Origin of the sequence: Bradyrhizobium sp. NBAIM18 (genome assembly GCF_020193825.1) — a bacterium.
GTDB classification, from domain to species: domain Bacteria; phylum Pseudomonadota; class Alphaproteobacteria; order Rhizobiales; family Xanthobacteraceae; genus Bradyrhizobium; species Bradyrhizobium yuanmingense.
On record NZ_JADYVO010000029.1, the window covers coordinates 51,136 to 68,261 of the forward strand.

The 17,126-nt window shown below is 65.0% G+C and carries 14 protein-coding genes and 1 pseudogene; 12 read left to right on the forward strand and 3 right to left on the reverse strand.

The window, feature by feature from the left end; all coding sequences use genetic code 11:
- Positions 1–89: 89 nt before the first annotated feature.
- The gene (locus I6F17_RS34550) at positions 90–644 is read right to left on the reverse strand and encodes a fasciclin domain-containing protein (protein WP_036038724.1); all 555 of its coding nucleotides are present in this window, start codon (positions 642–644) and stop codon (positions 90–92) included.
- 296 nt (positions 645–940) lie between these two features.
- Entirely contained in the window at positions 941–1,702 is a 762-nt protein-coding gene (locus tag I6F17_RS34555; RefSeq protein ID WP_225131522.1) for an SDR family NAD(P)-dependent oxidoreductase, read from the reverse strand.
- Positions 1,703–1,788: 86 nt separating this feature from the next.
- Here I6F17_RS34555 and I6F17_RS34560 point away from each other — a divergent pair, with 86 nt between their 5' ends.
- From I6F17_RS34560 to I6F17_RS34580, 5 genes are all read left to right on the forward strand, one after another.
- The gene (locus tag I6F17_RS34560; RefSeq protein WP_225131524.1) at positions 1,789–3,318 is read left to right on the forward strand and encodes a malonyl-CoA synthase; all 1,530 of its coding nucleotides are present in this window, start codon (positions 1,789–1,791) and stop codon (positions 3,316–3,318) included.
- A gap of 510 nt (positions 3,319–3,828) precedes the next feature.
- On the forward strand, positions 3,829–4,227 hold the full coding sequence (sdhC, locus tag I6F17_RS34565) for a succinate dehydrogenase, cytochrome b556 subunit (protein WP_225131526.1): 399 nt from the start codon (positions 3,829–3,831) through the stop codon (positions 4,225–4,227).
- The gene (gene sdhD / locus I6F17_RS34570) at positions 4,224–4,640 is read left to right on the forward strand and encodes a succinate dehydrogenase, hydrophobic membrane anchor protein (protein ID WP_036038730.1); all 417 of its coding nucleotides are present in this window, start codon (positions 4,224–4,226) and stop codon (positions 4,638–4,640) included. Before sdhC ends, sdhD begins: the two co-directional genes overlap by 4 nt.
- Before the next feature lie 3 nt (positions 4,641–4,643).
- Positions 4,644–6,479, forward strand: a complete 1,836-nt coding sequence (gene sdhA / locus I6F17_RS34575; RefSeq protein WP_036038731.1) for a succinate dehydrogenase flavoprotein subunit — start codon at positions 4,644–4,646, stop codon at positions 6,477–6,479.
- Positions 6,480–6,521: 42 nt separating this feature from the next.
- A complete protein-coding gene (locus tag I6F17_RS34580; RefSeq protein ID WP_225131529.1) occupies positions 6,522–7,304 on the forward strand; it encodes a succinate dehydrogenase iron-sulfur subunit in 783 nt (260 codons plus the stop codon).
- 30 nt (positions 7,305–7,334) lie between these two features.
- Here the strand turns inward: I6F17_RS34580 and I6F17_RS34585 are convergent, their stop codons facing one another.
- Positions 7,335–8,756 carry a GAF domain-containing protein gene (locus I6F17_RS34585; RefSeq protein WP_225131531.1) on the reverse strand — a complete coding sequence of 474 codons (1,422 nt, stop codon included), beginning with the start codon at positions 8,754–8,756 and terminating at the stop codon, positions 7,335–7,337.
- 152 nt (positions 8,757–8,908) lie between these two features.
- Between I6F17_RS34585 and I6F17_RS34590 the strand changes: the two genes are divergently transcribed.
- The 7 genes and pseudogenes from I6F17_RS34590 to I6F17_RS34620 all read left to right on the forward strand — a co-directional run.
- Positions 8,909–10,522 (forward strand): GMC family oxidoreductase N-terminal domain-containing protein, encoded by a 1,614-nt coding sequence (locus I6F17_RS34590; RefSeq protein ID WP_225131533.1) that lies wholly within the window; start codon positions 8,909–8,911, stop codon positions 10,520–10,522.
- Positions 10,523–10,719: 197 nt separating this feature from the next.
- Positions 10,720–12,864 carry a hybrid sensor histidine kinase/response regulator gene (locus tag I6F17_RS34595; RefSeq protein ID WP_225131535.1) on the forward strand — a complete coding sequence of 715 codons (2,145 nt, stop codon included), beginning with the start codon at positions 10,720–10,722 and terminating at the stop codon, positions 12,862–12,864.
- Positions 12,865–12,917: 53 nt separating this feature from the next.
- Positions 12,918–14,873 (forward strand): ABC transporter ATP-binding protein/permease, encoded by a 1,956-nt coding sequence (locus tag I6F17_RS34600; RefSeq protein WP_225131537.1) that lies wholly within the window; start codon positions 12,918–12,920, stop codon positions 14,871–14,873.
- Positions 14,874–15,103: 230 nt separating this feature from the next.
- Positions 15,104–15,928, forward strand: a complete 825-nt coding sequence (locus tag I6F17_RS34605; protein WP_225131539.1) for an FkbM family methyltransferase — start codon at positions 15,104–15,106, stop codon at positions 15,926–15,928.
- A gap of 24 nt (positions 15,929–15,952) precedes the next feature.
- On the forward strand, positions 15,953–16,339 hold the full coding sequence (locus I6F17_RS34610; protein ID WP_036038754.1) for a VOC family protein: 387 nt from the start codon (positions 15,953–15,955) through the stop codon (positions 16,337–16,339).
- A gap of 83 nt (positions 16,340–16,422) precedes the next feature.
- On the forward strand, positions 16,423–16,665 hold the full coding sequence (locus I6F17_RS34615) for a hypothetical protein (protein ID WP_036038758.1): 243 nt from the start codon (positions 16,423–16,425) through the stop codon (positions 16,663–16,665).
- A gap of 183 nt (positions 16,666–16,848) precedes the next feature.
- Positions 16,849–17,126, forward strand: a pseudogene (locus I6F17_RS34620) (OmpA family protein); the annotation flags it as partial.

Consider the following 17,126-nt stretch of genomic DNA (forward strand, 5'->3'; position numbering starts at 1 on the left):
GCTATTGTGGTCACAAAAGAGCGAGCCGGGTATCCCCGGCTCGCGGTCTGAGGACGTCCTGTTCGGGGATGAAACAGGATCGCGCGGTGTTACGTCGCCGGCATCAGCACGGTATCGACCACATGGATCACGCCGTTCGACTGGTTGACGTTGGTGATCGTCACCATCGAGGTGCCGCCCTTGGCGTCGACGATCCAGACCTTGCCGTCCATTTTCTTCACCGTCAGCTCCTCGCCTTCGGCGGTCTTCATCTTCTTGCCGTCGGTGAGGTCGGAAGCCGCGAGCTTACCGGGCACAACATGGTAGGTGAGGATCTTGGTCAGCGTTGCCTTGTTCTCGGGCTTGACCAGGTTGTCGACGGTGCCGGCCGGCAGCTTGCCGAAGGCGGCGTTGGTCGGCGCGAACACCGTGAACGGGCCCTTGCCTTCGAGCGTCGGCACCAGGCCGGCCGCCTTCACCGCCGCCACGAGCGTGGTGTGATCCTTGGAGTTGACCGCGTTCTGGACGATGTTCTTGGACGGGTACATCGCGGCGCCGCCGACCATGACGGTCTTTTCCTCGGCACTGGCGGGCGCGACGACGGTCGCGGTGAGGGCCAGGGCGCTGAAGGCGGCGGCAGCGAGATAGGCAATGCGCTTCGACATGAGAGAGTCTCCCGATTGAATTGAGACCGGCGATGGCCGGCGTTGAGTTGGGCAACAACGGCGCCTGCGACAGTTGAGGGTGATGCAGCAGTGCCGTCGTTGAACCGAACTACGGGAGGGTTTGCGGGGCGGTTTCGGGGAAAAATTCTTTGTGATGGGTGAAACTATCGGCGGGGATGTTCGTGTAAGTCCATCCGCTGTCATTGCGAGGAGCCCTTGCGACGAAGCAATCCAGACTGTCTCCGCGGATGCATTCCTCGCTTCGCTCGCAATGACGAGCCTACTGCTATGGGCAATCAATCCCTGTTGTTCGGGGTCTGAATGAAGCCGCGATTATGCGTCGGGCTGATCAGCACTTCGTTGATGCAGACTCTCGCCGGCATGCTCGCGATGAAGGCGATGGTACGGCCGAGATCTTCGGGCTGCAGCATCTTCGCCTGCTCGGCTTCGCTCGGCACCACCGGGCGCAGCTTCAGGATCGGCGTCGCCACCTCGCCCGGCATCAGGCAGCAGGCGCGCAGGCCGTTGACGCATTCGTCCATGTTGAAGGAATGAGTCAGCGCCAGCACCGCGTGCTTTGTGGTGGTGTAGGCCGGGCCCGGCATCTTCGAGACGTGACGGCCGGCCCAAGACGAGACGTTGATGATGGAACCGTCCTGCTGCTGGCGCATCGTCGGCAGCACGGCGCGCATGCAATAGAGCACGCCGTTGAGATTGACCTGGACCAGCCTGTCCCAACCCTCCAGCTCCATGTCCTGCCAGCTGCGCTTGGGGACATTGATGCCGGCATTGTTGACGAGCAGGTCGATGCGCCCGTGCTTCGCGACAATCTGATCGGCTGCCTTCTGGGCTGCGGCCGCGCTGGCGACGTCGAGCGCAATGGCCTCGGCCGCGCCACCTGCACTGCTGATCTTCGCCACCACGGCGTCCAGGGCTGACTGCCGCCGGCCCGAGACCACCACCGTCCAGCCGTCGGCAGCTAACGCCTCCGCGCCGGCCTCCCCGATCCCGCTGCCGCCACCCGTGACCCAGGCCACGCGTTTCCCGTTTCTTGACATGCAAACTGTCTCCGTTGCTTCATCGGGGCGGTTTTTGCTAATCCAGCCCTCGGTTTTGACCGGCCTATGCCGGTGAGGAATGTTGCATGAACCAAGCTGCCAACGCCAATTTGTTTTCCCGCCTGTTCGAGGGCCTCGCCGATCCGAAGCGGCTTGCGATCGAGACGCATGAGGGCGCCTATATCAGCTATGGCGATCTGATCGCGCGCGCGGGCCAGATGGCGAACGTGCTGGTCGCCCGCGGCGTGAAGCCCGGCGACCGCGTCGCGGTGCAGGTGGAGAAGTCGGTCGCCAACATCGTGCTGTATCTCGGCACGGTGCGCGCCGGCGCGGTCTATCTGCCGCTGAACACGGCCTATACGCTGAACGAGCTCGACTATTTCATCGGCGATGCCGAGCCGTCGCTGGTGGTCTGCGATCCCGCCAAGGCGGAGGGGCTCGCGCCGATCGCAGGCAAGGTGAGGGCGAAGGTCGAGACGCTCGGGGCTGACGGCAAGGGCTCGCTGACGGAGGCCGCGGACAGAGCGAGCCGCGAATTCACGACGGTGCCGCGTGAAAACGACGATCTCGCCGCGATCCTCTACACCTCGGGCACCACCGGCCGCTCCAAGGGCGCGATGCTGACGCATGACAATCTCGCGTCGAACTCGCTCTCGCTCGTCGACTATTGGCGCTTCACCGACAAGGACGTCCTGATCCACGCGCTGCCGATCTACCACACCCACGGCCTGTTCGTGGCGACCAACGTGACGCTGTTCGCCCGCGCCTCGATGATCTTCCTGCCGAAGCTCGATCCGGACCTGATCATCAAGTTGATGGCGCGCGCCACGGTGCTGATGGGCGTGCCGACCTTCTACACCCGCCTGCTGCAGAACCCTGCGCTGTCGCATGAGACGACGAAGCACATGCGGCTGTTCATCTCGGGCTCGGCGCCGCTGCTCGCCGACACCCATCGCGAATGGTCGGCGCGCACGGGCCACGCCGTGCTCGAGCGCTACGGCATGACCGAGACCAACATGAACACGTCGAACCCGTATGACGGCGAGCGCGTGCCCGGCGCGGTCGGCTTTCCGCTGCCGGGCGTCTCCGTGCGCGTGACCGATCCCGAGACAGGGAAAGAGCTGGCGCGCGACGAAATCGGCATGATCGAGGTGAAGGGGCCGAACGTCTTCAAGGGCTATTGGCGCATGCCGGACAAGACCAAGGCCGAATTCCGGCCCGACGGCTTTTTCATCACCGGCGACCTCGGCAAGATCGACGCCAAGGGTTACGTGCACATCCTCGGACGCGGCAAGGATCTCGTCATTTCCGGCGGCTTCAACGTGTACCCGAAGGAGATCGAGAGCGAGATCGACGCCATGCCTGGCGTGGTGGAGTCGGCCGTGATCGGCGTGCCGCACGCCGATTTCGGCGAGGGCGTCACGGCCGTGCTGGTGCGCCAGCCCGGCGCGAGCATCGATGAAGCGGCCGTGCTGAAGGGCCTCGACGGGCGCCTCGCGAAATTCAAGATGCCGAAGCGGGTCTTCGTGGTCGACGAGCTGCCGCGCAATACGATGGGCAAGGTGCAGAAGAACGTGCTGCGTGAAACGTACAAGGATATTTACGCGAAGAAGTGAGGGAGCTCCGCTCTGTCGGCGTCATTGCGAGGAGCTCTTGCGACGAAGCAAGCCGGCTGCCGAGACCAACAGATAGCACCTGACACGTCGCACGGTCGGGCTGGGGTGGAATGCAGGGTGCGCATATCCGCCCGGAGCGCGGGAACCGGTGCGCGCGCCGGGGAGTCGCGGTGGGGTCGCAGCCGGGACGGTTTACCCTCGGCATCGTGCCCTCGCACGTTGCGGCGGCACGGGCTCAAGGCGGCTTAGAGGCGTTCCAATAGCGATTTCAATGCGCCGTGCGCTCGCGCCAAAGAATGAATTTATATTCCTAAGTTCGTTGGCGGACCGATAGGCTGGTATACCAAGACCCTGATTGGCCTTGGTTCATCAAGGCCATAGAGCTGAACCACAGTTCGGTTTATGGCGATTTGGTGATTGCGCAGGCCAGATCGACTCCGTAAATAGAGCCCACCTTTCGCGATCCCCGCGCGCCCCATGCTGGGCCGCAACAAACATCAAAAGCCGCCCATGACCGCACGGATCGAACGACCGCTTTCGCCGCACATCCAAACCTATCGTTGGACGCTGACGATGGCTCTATCCATCGTCCACCGCGCCACCGGTATCGCCCTCTATGTGGGAACCCTGCTGCTGGTCTGGTGGCTGGTTGCCGCGGCCTCCGGCCCGGCCGCCTATGCCCACGTCCAGGCCTTCTCCGGCAGCATCATCGGCCGGCTGATCGTGTTCGGCTACACCTGGGCCCTGATGCATCACATGCTCAGCGGCATCCGGCATTTCGTCTGGGATCTCGGCTACGGCTTCAAGGCCAATGAGCGCGAAGCGCTGACCTGGGGCGCCCTGGTCGGCGGCGTCGCGCTGACGGTGCTGATCTGGATCATCGCCTATGCGAACGGAGGCGGCCGATGAGCTTCGACGAGTCCCACGGTTCTCCGAAGCGTCCCTCGATGCGCACGCCGCTCGGGCGCGTCCGCAATCTGGGCGCCGCGCATTCCGGCACGTCCGATTTCTGGCGCCAGCGCATCACCGGCGTCGCCATGACGCTGCTGATGATCCCCGCGCTGGTGATCATCATCATGCTGCTCGGCCGCAACCAAGTCTACGCTGCACAAACGCTGAGCTCCATTCCCGTCGCGGTCATCCTGCTGCTCTTCATCTTCGCCTGCGTCTGGCACATGAAGATCGGAATGCAGGTGGTGATCGAGGACTACGTCCATAACGAAAAGCTGAAGCTCACCGCGATCATGCTCAACAATTTCTTCTCGGCCGCCGTGGCGCTCGCCTCGACCTACGCGATCCTGAAACTGTCCTCCGGAGTGTAACCCATGGCCACCACAACGAATGGCTCGGGCAACGGCGCTCCCGCCACCAACGGCAAAGCCTATCCGATCGAAGACCACACCTATGACGTCGTCGTGGTCGGCGCCGGCGGCGCCGGCCTTCGCGCCGTGGTCGGCTGCAGCGAAGCCGGCCTTCGCACCGCCTGCATCACCAAGGTGTTTCCGACCCGTTCGCACACGGTCGCGGCGCAGGGCGGCATCTCCGCTTCGCTCGGCAACATGCACAAGGACGACTGGCGCTGGCACATGTACGACACCGTGAAGGGGTCGGACTGGCTCGGGGACCAGGACGCGATCGAATACATGGTGCGCAACGCGCCCGACGCGGTCTACGAGCTCGAGCATTGGGGCGTGCCGTTCTCGCGCACCGAGGACGGCAAGATCTACCAGCGTCCGTTCGGCGGCATGACCACCGAGTTCGGCAAGGCCCAAGCGCAGCGCACCTGCGCTGCCGCCGACCGCACCGGCCACGCCATGCTGCACACCATGTACGGCCAGTCGCTGCGCCACGCGGCCGAGTTCTTCATCGAGTTCTTCGCCATCGACCTGATCATGGACGACCAGGGCACCTGCCGCGGCGTCATCGCGCTCAAGCTCGACGACGGCACGCTGCACCGTTTCCGCGCCCAGACCACGATCCTGGCGACCGGCGGCTATGGCCGCGCCTATGCCTCCTGCACCTCGGCGCACACCTGCACCGGCGATGGCGGCGGCATGGTGCTGCGCGCCGGCCTGCCGATGCAGGACATGGAGTTCGTCCAGTTTCATCCGACCGGCATCTACGGCTCGGGCTGTCTCGTCACCGAGGGTGCGCGCGGCGAAGGCGGCTATCTCGTCAACGCCGAAGGCGAGCGGTTCATGGAGCGCTATGCGCCGTCGGCAAAGGACCTCGCTTCGCGCGACGTGGTCTCGCGCGCGATGACCATCGAGATCCGCGAGGGACGCGGCGTCGGCAAGAAGAAGGACCACATCTTCCTGCATCTCGACCATCTCGATCCCGCCGTGCTCGCCGAGCGCCTGCCGGGCATCTCGGAATCGGCCAAGATCTTCGCCAATGTCGACGTGACGCGCGAGCCGATTCCGATCGTGCCGACGGTGCACTACAACATGGGCGGCATCCCCACGAACTATCACGGCGAGGTGCTGACCAAGAAGGACGGCGACGACAACGCGGTGATCCCCGGCCTGATGGCGATCGGCGAAGCGGCCTGCGTCTCCGTGCACGGCGCCAACCGCCTCGGCTCCAACTCGCTGATCGACCTCGTCGTGTTCGGCCGCGCCGCCGCGTTGCGCCTCGCCGAAAAGCTTACACCCAACGCCAAGCAGCCCGAGCTGCCGACAAACTCGGCCGAGATGGCGCTCGGCCGCCTCGACCATTACCGCTATGCCTCGGGCGGCACGCCGACCGCGAAGCTGCGCGAAGGCATGCAGCACGTGATGCAGAACAATTGCGCGGTGTTCCGCACCGGCGAAGTGCTGAGCGAAGGCCAGAACCTGATCGCGAAGGTGCACAGCGGCATCACCGACATCGCCGTCTCCGACCGCTCGCTGGTGTGGAATTCGGACCTCGTCGAGACGCTGGAGTTCGACAATCTGATCTCGCAGGCGGTGGTGACGATGAACTCGGCCGCCAACCGCACCGAGAGCCGCGGCGCGCATGCCCGCGAGGACTTCTCCGAGCGCGACGACAAGAACTGGATGAAGCACACGCTGGCCTGGCTGGACGATGCCGGCAAGGTCAGGATCGAGTATCGCCCGGTTCACAATTACACCATGACCAACGACGTTCAGTACATCCCGCCCAAAGCTCGCGTTTACTAAACGTCGCGCGTGTATTGATCGAACAGCGAAGGCCCTATCGAAATGGTTGAATTCGCACTTCCGAAGAACTCCAAGATCAGCGGCGGCAAGACCTGGCCGAAGCCCGCGGGCGCGACTGAGCTCCGCGAGTTCAAGGTCTATCGCTGGAATCCGGACGACGGCAAGAATCCGAGCGTCGATACCTATTACATCGACACCAATGATTGCGGCCCGATGGTGCTGGACGGCCTGATCTGGATCAAGAACCACATCGACCCGTCGCTGACCTTCCGCCGCTCCTGCCGCGAAGGCGTCTGCGGCTCCTGCGCGATGAACATCGACGGCCAGAACACGCTGGCCTGCACCAAGTCGATGCACGACGTGAAGGACGGCGCGGTCAAGATCAACCCGCTGCCGCATCAGCCGGTGGTGAAGGACCTCGTTCCCGACCTCACCAATTTCTACGCGCAATACGCCTCGGTCGAACCCTGGCTGAAGACGACCTCGCCGACGCCGCAGAAGGAATGGCGCCAGAGCCATGAGGACCGCGAAAAGCTCGACGGCCTCTACGAGTGCATCCTCTGCGCCTGCTGCTCGACCTCGTGCCCGAGCTATTGGTGGAACAGCGAGCGCTATCTCGGGCCCGCCGCGCTGCTCCAGGCCAACCGCTGGGTGTCGGATTCGCGCGACGAGGCCACCGGCGAGCGGCTCGACAATCTCGAGGACCCGTTCCGGCTCTATCGCTGCCACACCATCATGAACTGCGCCAAGGCCTGCCCGAAGGGCCTCAACCCGGCCGAAGCCATCGCCGAGCTCAAGCTCAAGATGGTCGAGCGGCAGATCTGACGAGCCGTGTTGCGTGACACCAGCGATGTGTCACGCCGTGCCCTGCCGATGCTGGGGGGCGCGCTTTTCGGCAGACCGGGCCGGCGCGCTTGCCTTCGAAGGCCCGGGCGCGGCCCGGCGCAATTGGCGGTCGGTCACGCGTAGCTTGATCTCGTCCGAGGCGAGTGCGGCGAGACTGGCGAGGATCTGCTTCTGGGTGTCGTCGAGCGTGCGAGGCTTTGTGTCGATCACGCAGAGTGAGCCGAGCGTGAAGCCATCGGGATCCACCACCGGACAGCCGGCGTAGAACCGAAACCCGAGCTCTCCCAACACGGCCGGATTTTCAGCGAATCGCGGATCGGTCGCGAGATTCTCCGCGACCATGATGTCCTTCTGCAGAATGGTGTAATTGCAGAACGCCCAGCCGCGCGGCGTATCGACCAGGTTGAGCCCGTAGCGCGATTTGAACCATTGCCGGGTCGGGGTGAGCAGCGTCAGCAGTGCGACGGGAGCGTCGAGGCTGCGTGCCGCCAACCAGGTCAGACGATCGAAGGCATCCTCCGGCGGCGTGTCGACGAGGCCGGAGCGTTCGAGCGCCACGAGACGCTGGCCCTCATTGGCCGGAAACGGAAAAGACGGCGGCGTCTTGAACGGGACGGGAGGCTCGATGGCACCTCGGATCGCGGCCTCGACCGCCTCGGGTAGCGCGGATAATCCATCGATGAACCGAATCATCCCGATGTCGGCCGCCGAGCGGCCGACATCCAGAATTTGCGTGCCTCCGAGGGCCGGATCAGTGCGCAAGCTCTCCAACAGGACCAACCTGCCGGAATCCGATGGTTCGTCTTCGATGACAATAGCCGCCGGGAGCCGGGAGCCGATCGCAAGCAGCGCCGCATAGACGTCGGTGTAGCGCTCGACGACACAATATTCGACCTTCGCGAGCGCCGCTTCGTAGTCGGCAATGCGTTCCGGACGCGCAATCAAAATCACCCGCGCAGAAGCAATCATCGTCTGAGCCGGGCCCGTGATCTGCGCGAGCACGTCGCGGCGGTAGACGCGTCGATGACCGCCCGGAGTTTTCCAGGAGGGGATCGTCCCGCCTTCGATCAGAAGCTGCGCGGTGCGGATCGAGACCCCCAGGATCTTGGCAGCCTCCGCCGTCGTCAGGATGTCCTTGTCCATCGAGCCCATCTTTGCCCCCGACCGTTTGCCGGCCGGGCCTGTCTCCGACCTCACAATGTCGTGCGCCCAGCCCCGTTGACAAGGGGAGGTTCGTCCTATTTTGATAAATTTGATGATAATGATAGATTTGATAAATCTGATAGGATGGCTACGCACTGTTTGGCAGATGCACAGCGCTCGTCCCCATCCCCTCAGAAGGAGCAAGCCATGTCCTGACAGCCTAAACCCCGACCCTCCCCGCAAAGCCGGGAAGCCGTCCTCGCACAAGCGAGGCCGCGCCTCGGTCAAGCAGCCCACGGCACGTCAGCTGCGGGAAAGGCGCGAGCCGTGACTCGCCCTTTCCGGTCCAGCGTGACAGCCGACGACCCGCTCCCCCTTTCCTCACCCGCGCCCGCCCGGAGCTCGCATTCCGGCCGCGCGCAACTGCCTGGAGTGATCTCATGAACGACGTCCTGCCTTCCGATCTGCCGGAGTTTGCCGATCGCGCTTCTGCCAACCAGCGCCAGCTCAGCGAGACGCTGCGCGGCAGCTACGACTTCATCGTCTGCGGCGCCGGCAGCTCGGGCTCGGTGGTCGCCCGCCGCCTCGCCGAAAATCCGGCCGTCACGGTCCTGCTGATCGAAGCGGGGGGCAGCGACGAGGTGCCGACCGTCATGGATCCGGCGGCGTGGCCCGGCAATCTCGGCAGCGTGACCGATTGGGGCTTTGTCGCCGAGCCGAATCCGCATCTGAACCATCGCGCCCTTCCGATGTCGATGGGCAAGGTTGTCGGCGGCGGGTCGAGCATCAACGTGATGCTGTGGGCGCGCGGTCACCGCAGCGACTGGGATTTCTTTGCCGAACAAAGCGGCGATGAGACCTGGGGTTACGATTCGGTCTTGCAGATTTTTCGGGAGATCGAAAACTGGCAGGGTACGCCCGATCCGCGTTATCGCGGCACCGGCGGCCCGGTTTTCGTGCAGCCGTCACCGAGTCCCGGGCCGGCCGCATTGGCGATGCTGGCCGCGGCGAAGGAGATCGGAATTCCGACCTTTGAAAGCCCCAATGGCGAGATGATGGAAGGCGAAGGCGGGTGCGCCATTACGGACATCCTCGTCCGCAATGGCAGGCGCAACTCCATCTTCCGTGCCTATACGTATCCCTTTCTCGATCGGCCGAATCTCACGCTGCTGACCGGAACGCAGGTCTCTCGCATCCTGATCGAGCACGGCAGGGCAGTCGGCGTCGTGGCGGAACGTGACGGTCGGCCCTTGCGGATCGGCGCGGCCCGGGAAGTTGTGCTCGCGCTCGGGGCGATCCAGACGCCGGCCGTGTTGATGCGCTCCGGCATCGGCGACGAGAACCAGCTTCGAGCGTTTGACATCCCCGTGGTCCAGCATCTGCCCGGGGTCGGCCAGAACCTTCAGGATCATGTCTCGTTCGGATGCATTTGGGAGTACCGCGAGCCGATCGCGCCGCGCAACACCGGCAATGCGGCGACGTTGTACTGGAAATCCCATTCCGCGCTCGAATCTCCCGACCTGCTGTTCTGCCAGGTCGAATTTCCGGTGCCGAGCCCCGAGACGGCGGCCAGGGCGCCTTCCCATGGTTGGACGATGTTCGCAGGTCTTGCCTTGCCGAAGAGCCGAGGCAGGGTAAGGCTTCGAAGCGCCGAGCCGCTTGCACTGCCACGGATCGAAGCCAACATGCTGTCGCATCCTGACGATGTGAAGACGGCAATCGCCTGCGTCGATCTTTGCCGTACACTCGGCAATACCCGCGCCTTCGAGCCGTTGGTGGCGCGTGAGAGTGTGCCCGGCCTGCAAGGCGCTGTGGAGATGGAACGCTTCGTGCGCGACTCCGCCGTGACCTACTGGCACCAGACATGCACGGCAAAGATGGGACGCGATGCCATGTCCGTGGTCGACAGCAAGCTGAAGGTCTATGGCATCGACCGCTTGCGCATCGCCGACGGCTCGGTGATGCCGCGAATCACCACCGGGAACACGATGGCACCCTGCGTCATCATTGGCGAGAAGGCAGCCCGTGCGATGCGCAGCGAGCACGGTATCTGACCGCCGACCGCGACGGCCCAAGTATTGGCTCATGTCAGATTGGCCCCTCGAGCGAAGAGTCGAGGGGTCCTGCGGGCGACGTGGCGCTGCAGGACGCCCGCGCGTGATCTCATCACGATACAACCAACGGTTCCCGTGATAATCGGCTTCCTTCCTTGCGCGAAATTCAGTTAAGCTCGCGGTCAGGGACAGGAGCCGTGCAGAGGGCGCAACGCAACTCGCTGAGACTGCTGCAGTGGATGATGGCGGCATCCCTGGCGCTGCCGATTGCGCTGTTCGTCGTCGCCGCCGCGATCTCCTATACATCGACCAAGGATACCGCCGACCGCGAGATCGAGCGCACGGTCGATGTCGCACATGAGCACGCGCTGAAGGTCTTCGAGACCATCGACCGCAGCATCGCCGAGCTCAACGAGGTCGTGCGCGGCCTGCCCGACGGCATCATCCGTGAGCGCGAGCCGACGCTGCATCGCCGGCTGAAGCGGCTGACCGATTCGCTGCCGCAGCTCAAATCGGCCTGGATCTTCGACGCGAACGGAAAGGCGCTGGTCAACAGCCTCGTCTCGCCGCCGCCGGACCTGAGCTTTGCCGACCGCGATTACTTCTATTCCCATGTGGACCAGAGCATCGGCACGTTCATCGGCACGGCGCTGACGCCACGACCGCCCTATCAGGGCGCCCGATTCTTCGGCGTCAGCCGCCGCCGCGAGTCCGACGACGGCCGCTTCATCGGCGTGATCCAGGCCTCCGTGTTGCCGGAATATTTCGAAAGCTTCTATGCCAGGATCGGCACCGATCCCGGCAACTTCTTCGCGATGGGGCGCACCGACGGCGCAATGCTCGCGCATTTTCCCCGGCTCGACCACGAGCTTCGGCTCGATCCGACCGGACCGGTGGGCCAGAAGATCGCGACCCAGCCCGTGCACGGCCTCATCACGGTCGCCTGGCCCTCGGACGGTATCGAGCGGCGCATCGCCTACCGGCGCGTCGCCGAATATCCGATCTATGTCAGCGCCGGATTGGAGACCTCTGCGATCCGCGCACGCTGGCTCGCCACCATCGGCCAGCATCTGGTGTTCGGCATCCCCGCCACCGCGCTGCTGTTTCTGTTGCTGGCGCTCGCCTTGCGGCGTACCCAGCACCTTCAGGCCGAAGCTGCAAAGCGGCGCGAGGCCGAGGAGGCACTCAAGCACAGCCAGCGGCTGGAAGCACTCGGCCAGCTCACCGGCGGCGTCGCGCACGACTTCAACAACCTCCTGACGGTGATCCGCGCTTCAGTCGATCTCTTGAACCGCCCGCAACTGACCGAGGAGCGGCGACAGCGCTACATCACCGCTATTGCCGATTCGGTGGCGCGTGCGGCCAGGCTGACTTCGCAGCTGCTCGCCTTTGCGCGGCGCCAGACCCTCAAGCCGGAGGTGTTCGACGTCGGGGCACGGGTGCAGTCGCTGCACGACATGCTCGCCACGCTGCTGGGCCCCGCGATCGAGATCGTCATGCAGCTGCCGGCAGAGCCGTGCCTCGTCAATGCCGATGCCAGCCAGTTCGAGACGGCGCTGATCAACATGGCGACCAATGCGCGCGATGCCATGCAGGGCCAGGGGCGAATCGTTTTCAAGGTCGAAGCCACGACGACCGTTCCGGAGGCGCTGGCGCAACTTTCGGCCAGCCCGGAGCACGGCTTCGTCCGCGTCACCGTCAGCGATACCGGCGTCGGCATTCCCGCCGCGCGGCTCGGGCGCATCTTCGAGCCGTTCTTCACCACCAAGCAGGTCGGCCGCGGCACCGGCCTCGGTCTGTCCCAGGTGTTCGGCTTCGCCCGACAATCCGGCGGCGAGGTGACCGTGACGAGCGAGGTGGGGCACGGCAGCACCTTCTCGCTCTATCTGCCGCGCGTGCCGCCGGGTCTGCTGCCGCAGCGCCAAGCCCCCAACACGGCGCCGGCGGTGGCCGGCAGCGGCATGTCGGTGCTGGTGGTCGAGGACAATATCGAGCTGGCGAATTTCGCCGCCGACGGGCTCACCGAGCTCGGCTACAGCATCACGCTCGTCGACAACGCGGCCGACGCGCTCGCCGAGCTCGCGGTGGACACCGACCGCTTCGATGTCGTGTTCTCGGACGTGGTGATGCCCGGGATGACCGGGCTCGAGCTGGCGCAGGCGATCCGCGAACGCGGCATCGGTGTGCCGGTCGTGCTGACCACCGGCTACAGCCAAGCCCTGGCGCAGGAGGGTGCCGGCGGCTGCGACCTCGTGCAAAAGCCTTATTCGATCGAGGACTTGTCGCGCGTTCTGCATCGGGCGGCGCGGATCCGGCGCGTCAGGGACGGCGCTGCGGAATAGGGTCCTGCGGAACCTCGCGGGAACCGGCCGAGTTCCCTTGGCGTTGTCCACTCATGGACAAGCCGGCCGCGACGCGTGAACAGGGCAAGAAGCCGCCCATCGTCAATATCCAGGGCGAGAACGGCGACGAAGTGACACCGCCGCCGCCCGAGCTGGTCGAACCCGACCCCGAATTGTCACCCGAGGAAGCCGAGCAGGTCCGCAAGGATTATCTGCTGACACGTTTCTGGATCAGCGCCCGAGGTTTCTGGGGCCGCAACGGCGACCGCCTTGCCTGGCCGTTCTCGATTGGTCTCGGCCTGCTGATCGTGCTGACCGTCGGCTTCCAATACGGCATCAACGTCTGGAATCGCGCGATCTTCGATGCCATCGAGAAGCGCGATGCAGCGAGCGTCTTCCATCTCACCGCAATGTTTTTCCCGCTCGCGATCGGCAGCATCGTGCTCGCAGTCGTGCAGGTGTTCGCGCGCATGGGCATCCAGCGACGCTGGCGCGCCTGGCTGACGGCGAGCGTGCTGACACGGTGGCTCAAGAACGGGCGCTACTATCAGCTCAACCTCGTCGGCGGCGATCACAAGAATCCCGAATACCGGATCGCGGAGGATCTGCGGATTGCGACCGATTCCCCCGTCGACTTTCTCGCCGGCGTGACGTCGGCGCTGCTGTCGGCCGCGACCTTCATCGTCGTGCTCTGGACCATCGGCGGGGCACTTACCGTCACGCTCGGCGGTTCGTCGGTGACCATTCCGGGCTTCCTGGTGATCGCCGCGATGCTCTACGCCGCGATCGCCTCCAGCTCGATCCTGGTGATCGGCCGCCGCTTCGTGCAGGTCTCCGAGGGCAAGAACCAGGCCGAAGCCGACTTCCGCTACACCCTGACGCGCGTGCGCGAGAACGGCGAGAGCATCGCCCTGCTCGGCGGCGAGGAGGAGGAGCGCGACGGCATCGATCGCAACTTCACGAGCGTGCTGCGGCAATGGGCGCGCCTTGCCGGCCAGCACATGCGTACCACGCTGGTGTCGCAAGGATCGAGCCTCGTCGCGCCGGTCGTGCCGCTTCTGCTCTGCGCGCCAAAATTCCTCGACGGCAGCATGACGCTGGGCCAGGTGATGCAGGCCGCATCCGCCTTCACCATCGTGCAGAGCGCGTTCGGCTGGCTGGTCGACAATTATCCGCGGCTCGCCGACTGGAATGCCTGTGCGCGGCGCATCGCCTCGCTGATGATGTCGCTCGACGGCCTCGAGCGCGCCGAGCAGGGCGACGGCCTCGGCCGCATCAAGCGCGGCGAGACCAGCAACGAGGCCATGCTGGAGCTGAAGGATCTCTCGGTCACGCTCGACGACGGCACCGCCGTGGTCGGCGAGACCGAGGTGGTGATCGAGCCCGGCGAGCGGCTGCTGGTCGCCGGCGAATCCGGCACCGGCAAGAGCACGCTGGTGCGCGCCATCGCCGGGCTGTGGCCGTGGGGCGGCGGCAGCGTGAATTTCCATGCCGATCGCCGGCTGTTCATGCTGCCGCAGCGGCCCTATGTGCCCTCCGGCTCCTTGCGGCGGGCGGTCGCCTATCCCGGCGCGGCTGACCACTGGACTTTGGACGAGATCGGCGCAGCCCTGCACAAGGTCGGCCTCGATCATCTCAAGGACAAGATCGAGGAGGAAGCACCGTGGGACCAGACCTTGTCGGGCGGCGAGAAGCAGCGCCTCGCCTTTGCGCGGCTGCTCTTGCACAACCCCGACATCGTCGTGCTCGATGAGGCGACCTCGGCGCTCGACGAGAAGAGCCAGGACAAGATGATGCAGATGATCACCGAGGCGCTGCCGAAGGCGACCATCGTCAGCGTCGCGCATCGCGCCGAGCTGGAGGCCTTCCACAGCCGCAAGATCGTGCTGGAGCGGCGCAAGGGCGGCGCCAAGCTCGTCAGCGATATCGACCTGATTCCGCGCAAGGGCCGGCGCCGGCTGCTCGGACGGTTCTTGCGGCAGCGCAAGGCGCCAAAGAAGGCGGCGTGAAGCTCTCTCCGTCGTCCCGGACAAGCGCGCCCAAGCGCGCGCAAATCCGGGACCCATACCCACAGGAAGGAGTTTGACGAAGACTCGGAATGAGCGTGTCGCATCACACTCCTCCCTGGGGTTATGGGTCCCGGGTTCGCTTCGCGCTCCGGGACGATACCTGTGATCGAGCGTTGGAGTCCTCGGTAAAACCGGTTATGCATGCGCCGCCTGCAACGAGGATCTGCTGCTTGACGTCCGACAATGCCCCTTCGCCCGCGCCGTTCGGTGCGTTTGCGCCCAATGCGGCGCAGGCTGCGATCATCCGCCTCGCTCAACGGTCGGGGCTGAAGCGCGGCGCGTTCCGGCCGTGGATGTCGCGGCTGGTCAATCTGGTGCGCAGCGGCCCGGTCGACGTGCAATATCAGGGCGCCTCGTTCCGCTTCCATCACCAGGGCAGCGCGACCGAGCGCGGCGCGCTGTTCAATCCCGACTACAATCTCGACGAGCTCGACTTCCTGCGCCAGCGCACCCCTGCGGGCGGCACGTTCGTTGATGTCGGCGCCAATGTCGGCACTTTCGCACTGGTGATGGCGCATCAGGTCGGGCCATCCGGACAAGTGGTGGCGATCGAGCCGCATCCGCTGACCTTCGGACGGCTCTCGTTCAACCACGCCGCATCGAAGGCGCCGCAGGTGCGCCTGGTGCAGGCCGCCGCGGGCGCCAGCGACGGCGAGCTGATGATCGAGAGCGGCGGCGGCAACCTCGGCGCCACCCACGTCGTCACCGGCACGGCCAGTGCCGAGGCCATCAAGGTGCCGTCGCTGCGCCTGGTGCGCATTCTGGAGGAGGCTGGCGTCGGCCAAGTCGATTCGCTGAAGATCGACGTCGAGGGCTTTGAGGACCGCGTGCTGATCGGCTTCTTCCGCGACGCGCCGCAATCGCTCTGGCCACGTGCGGTGGTGATCGAGCATCTGTCACAAAACGAATGGCAGCAGGACTGTATTGCCGACATGATCGGGCGCGGCTTTACGATCGCACGCAAGACACGAAGCAATACGTTTTTGTCCCGCTGACGGGTACGAACAAGGGAGGTTGCGATGATCGATCATCTGGGATTCTCCGTCTCCGACTATGAGCGCGCCAAGGCGTTCTATGCGAAGGCACTGGCGCCGCTCGGCTACAGCCTGATCATGGAGGTCACTGCCGAGCAGACCGGACACGCTGCGGCTGCAGGCTTCGGTGCCGACGGCAAGCCCGATTTCTGGATCGGGGGCGAAGGCGCGATGAACAAGCCGGTGCATGTCGCCATCCGCGCCAAGGACCGCGCCACAGTCGATGCGTTCTACAAGACGGCGATGGCGGCCGGCGGCCGCGACAACGGCCCGCCCGGCATCCGCCCGCATTATCACGCGAACTATTACGGCGCCTTCGTGCTCGACCCAGACGGCCACAATATCGAAGCGGTCTGCCACACGCCGGAATAATCCGGTCTTCGAAGCGTTGTGACGCGGAACATCGGTGCTGCACCTTCGTTGTTGTTCTCTGGACAACGATCCCGATGATGCCGATGCCGATTGAACCGCCCGAGATTCCGCCGTCGACGCCCGGTACGCCAACTGAGCCGCCGCCGGGAATCCCGCCCGGCAATCCGCAGCCCGAAATTACGCCGCCGGTGCGCGAGCCCGGCTCGCAGCCGCGGCCCGACGAATTGCCGGGCCGCATGCCTGAGGAGATCCCATCGCGCGGACCGAACGGGCCGCTCACGCCCAATCCTGCGACGGATGCGATTCCGCCGCGCGATCACGCGTGAAGCGGCGAAGCAATGTCAGGCGATTGCCACCAGCGTCTGAATGCGCAATGAACGTTGCCATAGTGAGATGATTTGCGTGCAGAAATAAATCGGGTCGCAGTTGCATCGCCCGCCACAATGCGGCCTAACGCTTAGCCGTTCATCCCGACACTTCGACAAGAACCTTCCGGGGAAGTTCACCACATGACCAACCTTCGTTTCGTGCTGCTTGCGACGACGGCTCTGACCGCGATGCAATTGGCCAACACCGCATCGCATGCGCAAGACGCTGCGCCGTTCGTCGTCGCTCAGGCCCAGCCGCAGGACGCGGGCCCTGACGGAAGACCAAAGCAGCCGCCGAAGGGACCGCCAGGCGCGGCGCCGCCTGCAGCACCCGCACGCCCCGCGGCTCCGCCGCCGGCGGCTGCACCGCCCCAGCCGCCTGCAACTCCTCCGCCGGCCGCAGCACCGCCGCGCCTTTC

What these genes read in the sequence shown, in the direction of transcription:
- I6F17_RS34615 (WP_036038758.1), top strand. Translation starts at nt 16,423, where the DNA reads ATGCCGATTGAACCGCCCGAGATTCCGCCGTCGACGCCCGGTACGCCA.
- I6F17_RS34550 (WP_036038724.1), bottom strand. Translation starts at nt 644, where the DNA reads ATGTCGAAGCGCATTGCCTATCTCGCTGCCGCCGCCTTCAGCGCCCTG.
- sdhD (WP_036038730.1), top strand. Translation starts at nt 4,224, where the DNA reads ATGAGCTTCGACGAGTCCCACGGTTCTCCGAAGCGTCCCTCGATGCGC.
- sdhA (WP_036038731.1), top strand. Translation starts at nt 4,644, where the DNA reads ATGGCCACCACAACGAATGGCTCGGGCAACGGCGCTCCCGCCACCAAC.
- I6F17_RS34590 (WP_225131533.1), top strand. Translation starts at nt 8,909, where the DNA reads ATGAACGACGTCCTGCCTTCCGATCTGCCGGAGTTTGCCGATCGCGCT.
- I6F17_RS34555 (WP_225131522.1), bottom strand. Translation starts at nt 1,702, where the DNA reads ATGTCAAGAAACGGGAAACGCGTGGCCTGGGTCACGGGTGGCGGCAGC.
- I6F17_RS34560 (WP_225131524.1), top strand. Translation starts at nt 1,789, where the DNA reads ATGAACCAAGCTGCCAACGCCAATTTGTTTTCCCGCCTGTTCGAGGGC.
- I6F17_RS34580 (WP_225131529.1), top strand. Translation starts at nt 6,522, where the DNA reads ATGGTTGAATTCGCACTTCCGAAGAACTCCAAGATCAGCGGCGGCAAG.
- I6F17_RS34600 (WP_225131537.1), top strand. Translation starts at nt 12,918, where the DNA reads ATGGACAAGCCGGCCGCGACGCGTGAACAGGGCAAGAAGCCGCCCATC.
- sdhC (WP_225131526.1), top strand. Translation starts at nt 3,829, where the DNA reads ATGACCGCACGGATCGAACGACCGCTTTCGCCGCACATCCAAACCTAT.
- I6F17_RS34610 (WP_036038754.1), top strand. Translation starts at nt 15,953, where the DNA reads ATGATCGATCATCTGGGATTCTCCGTCTCCGACTATGAGCGCGCCAAG.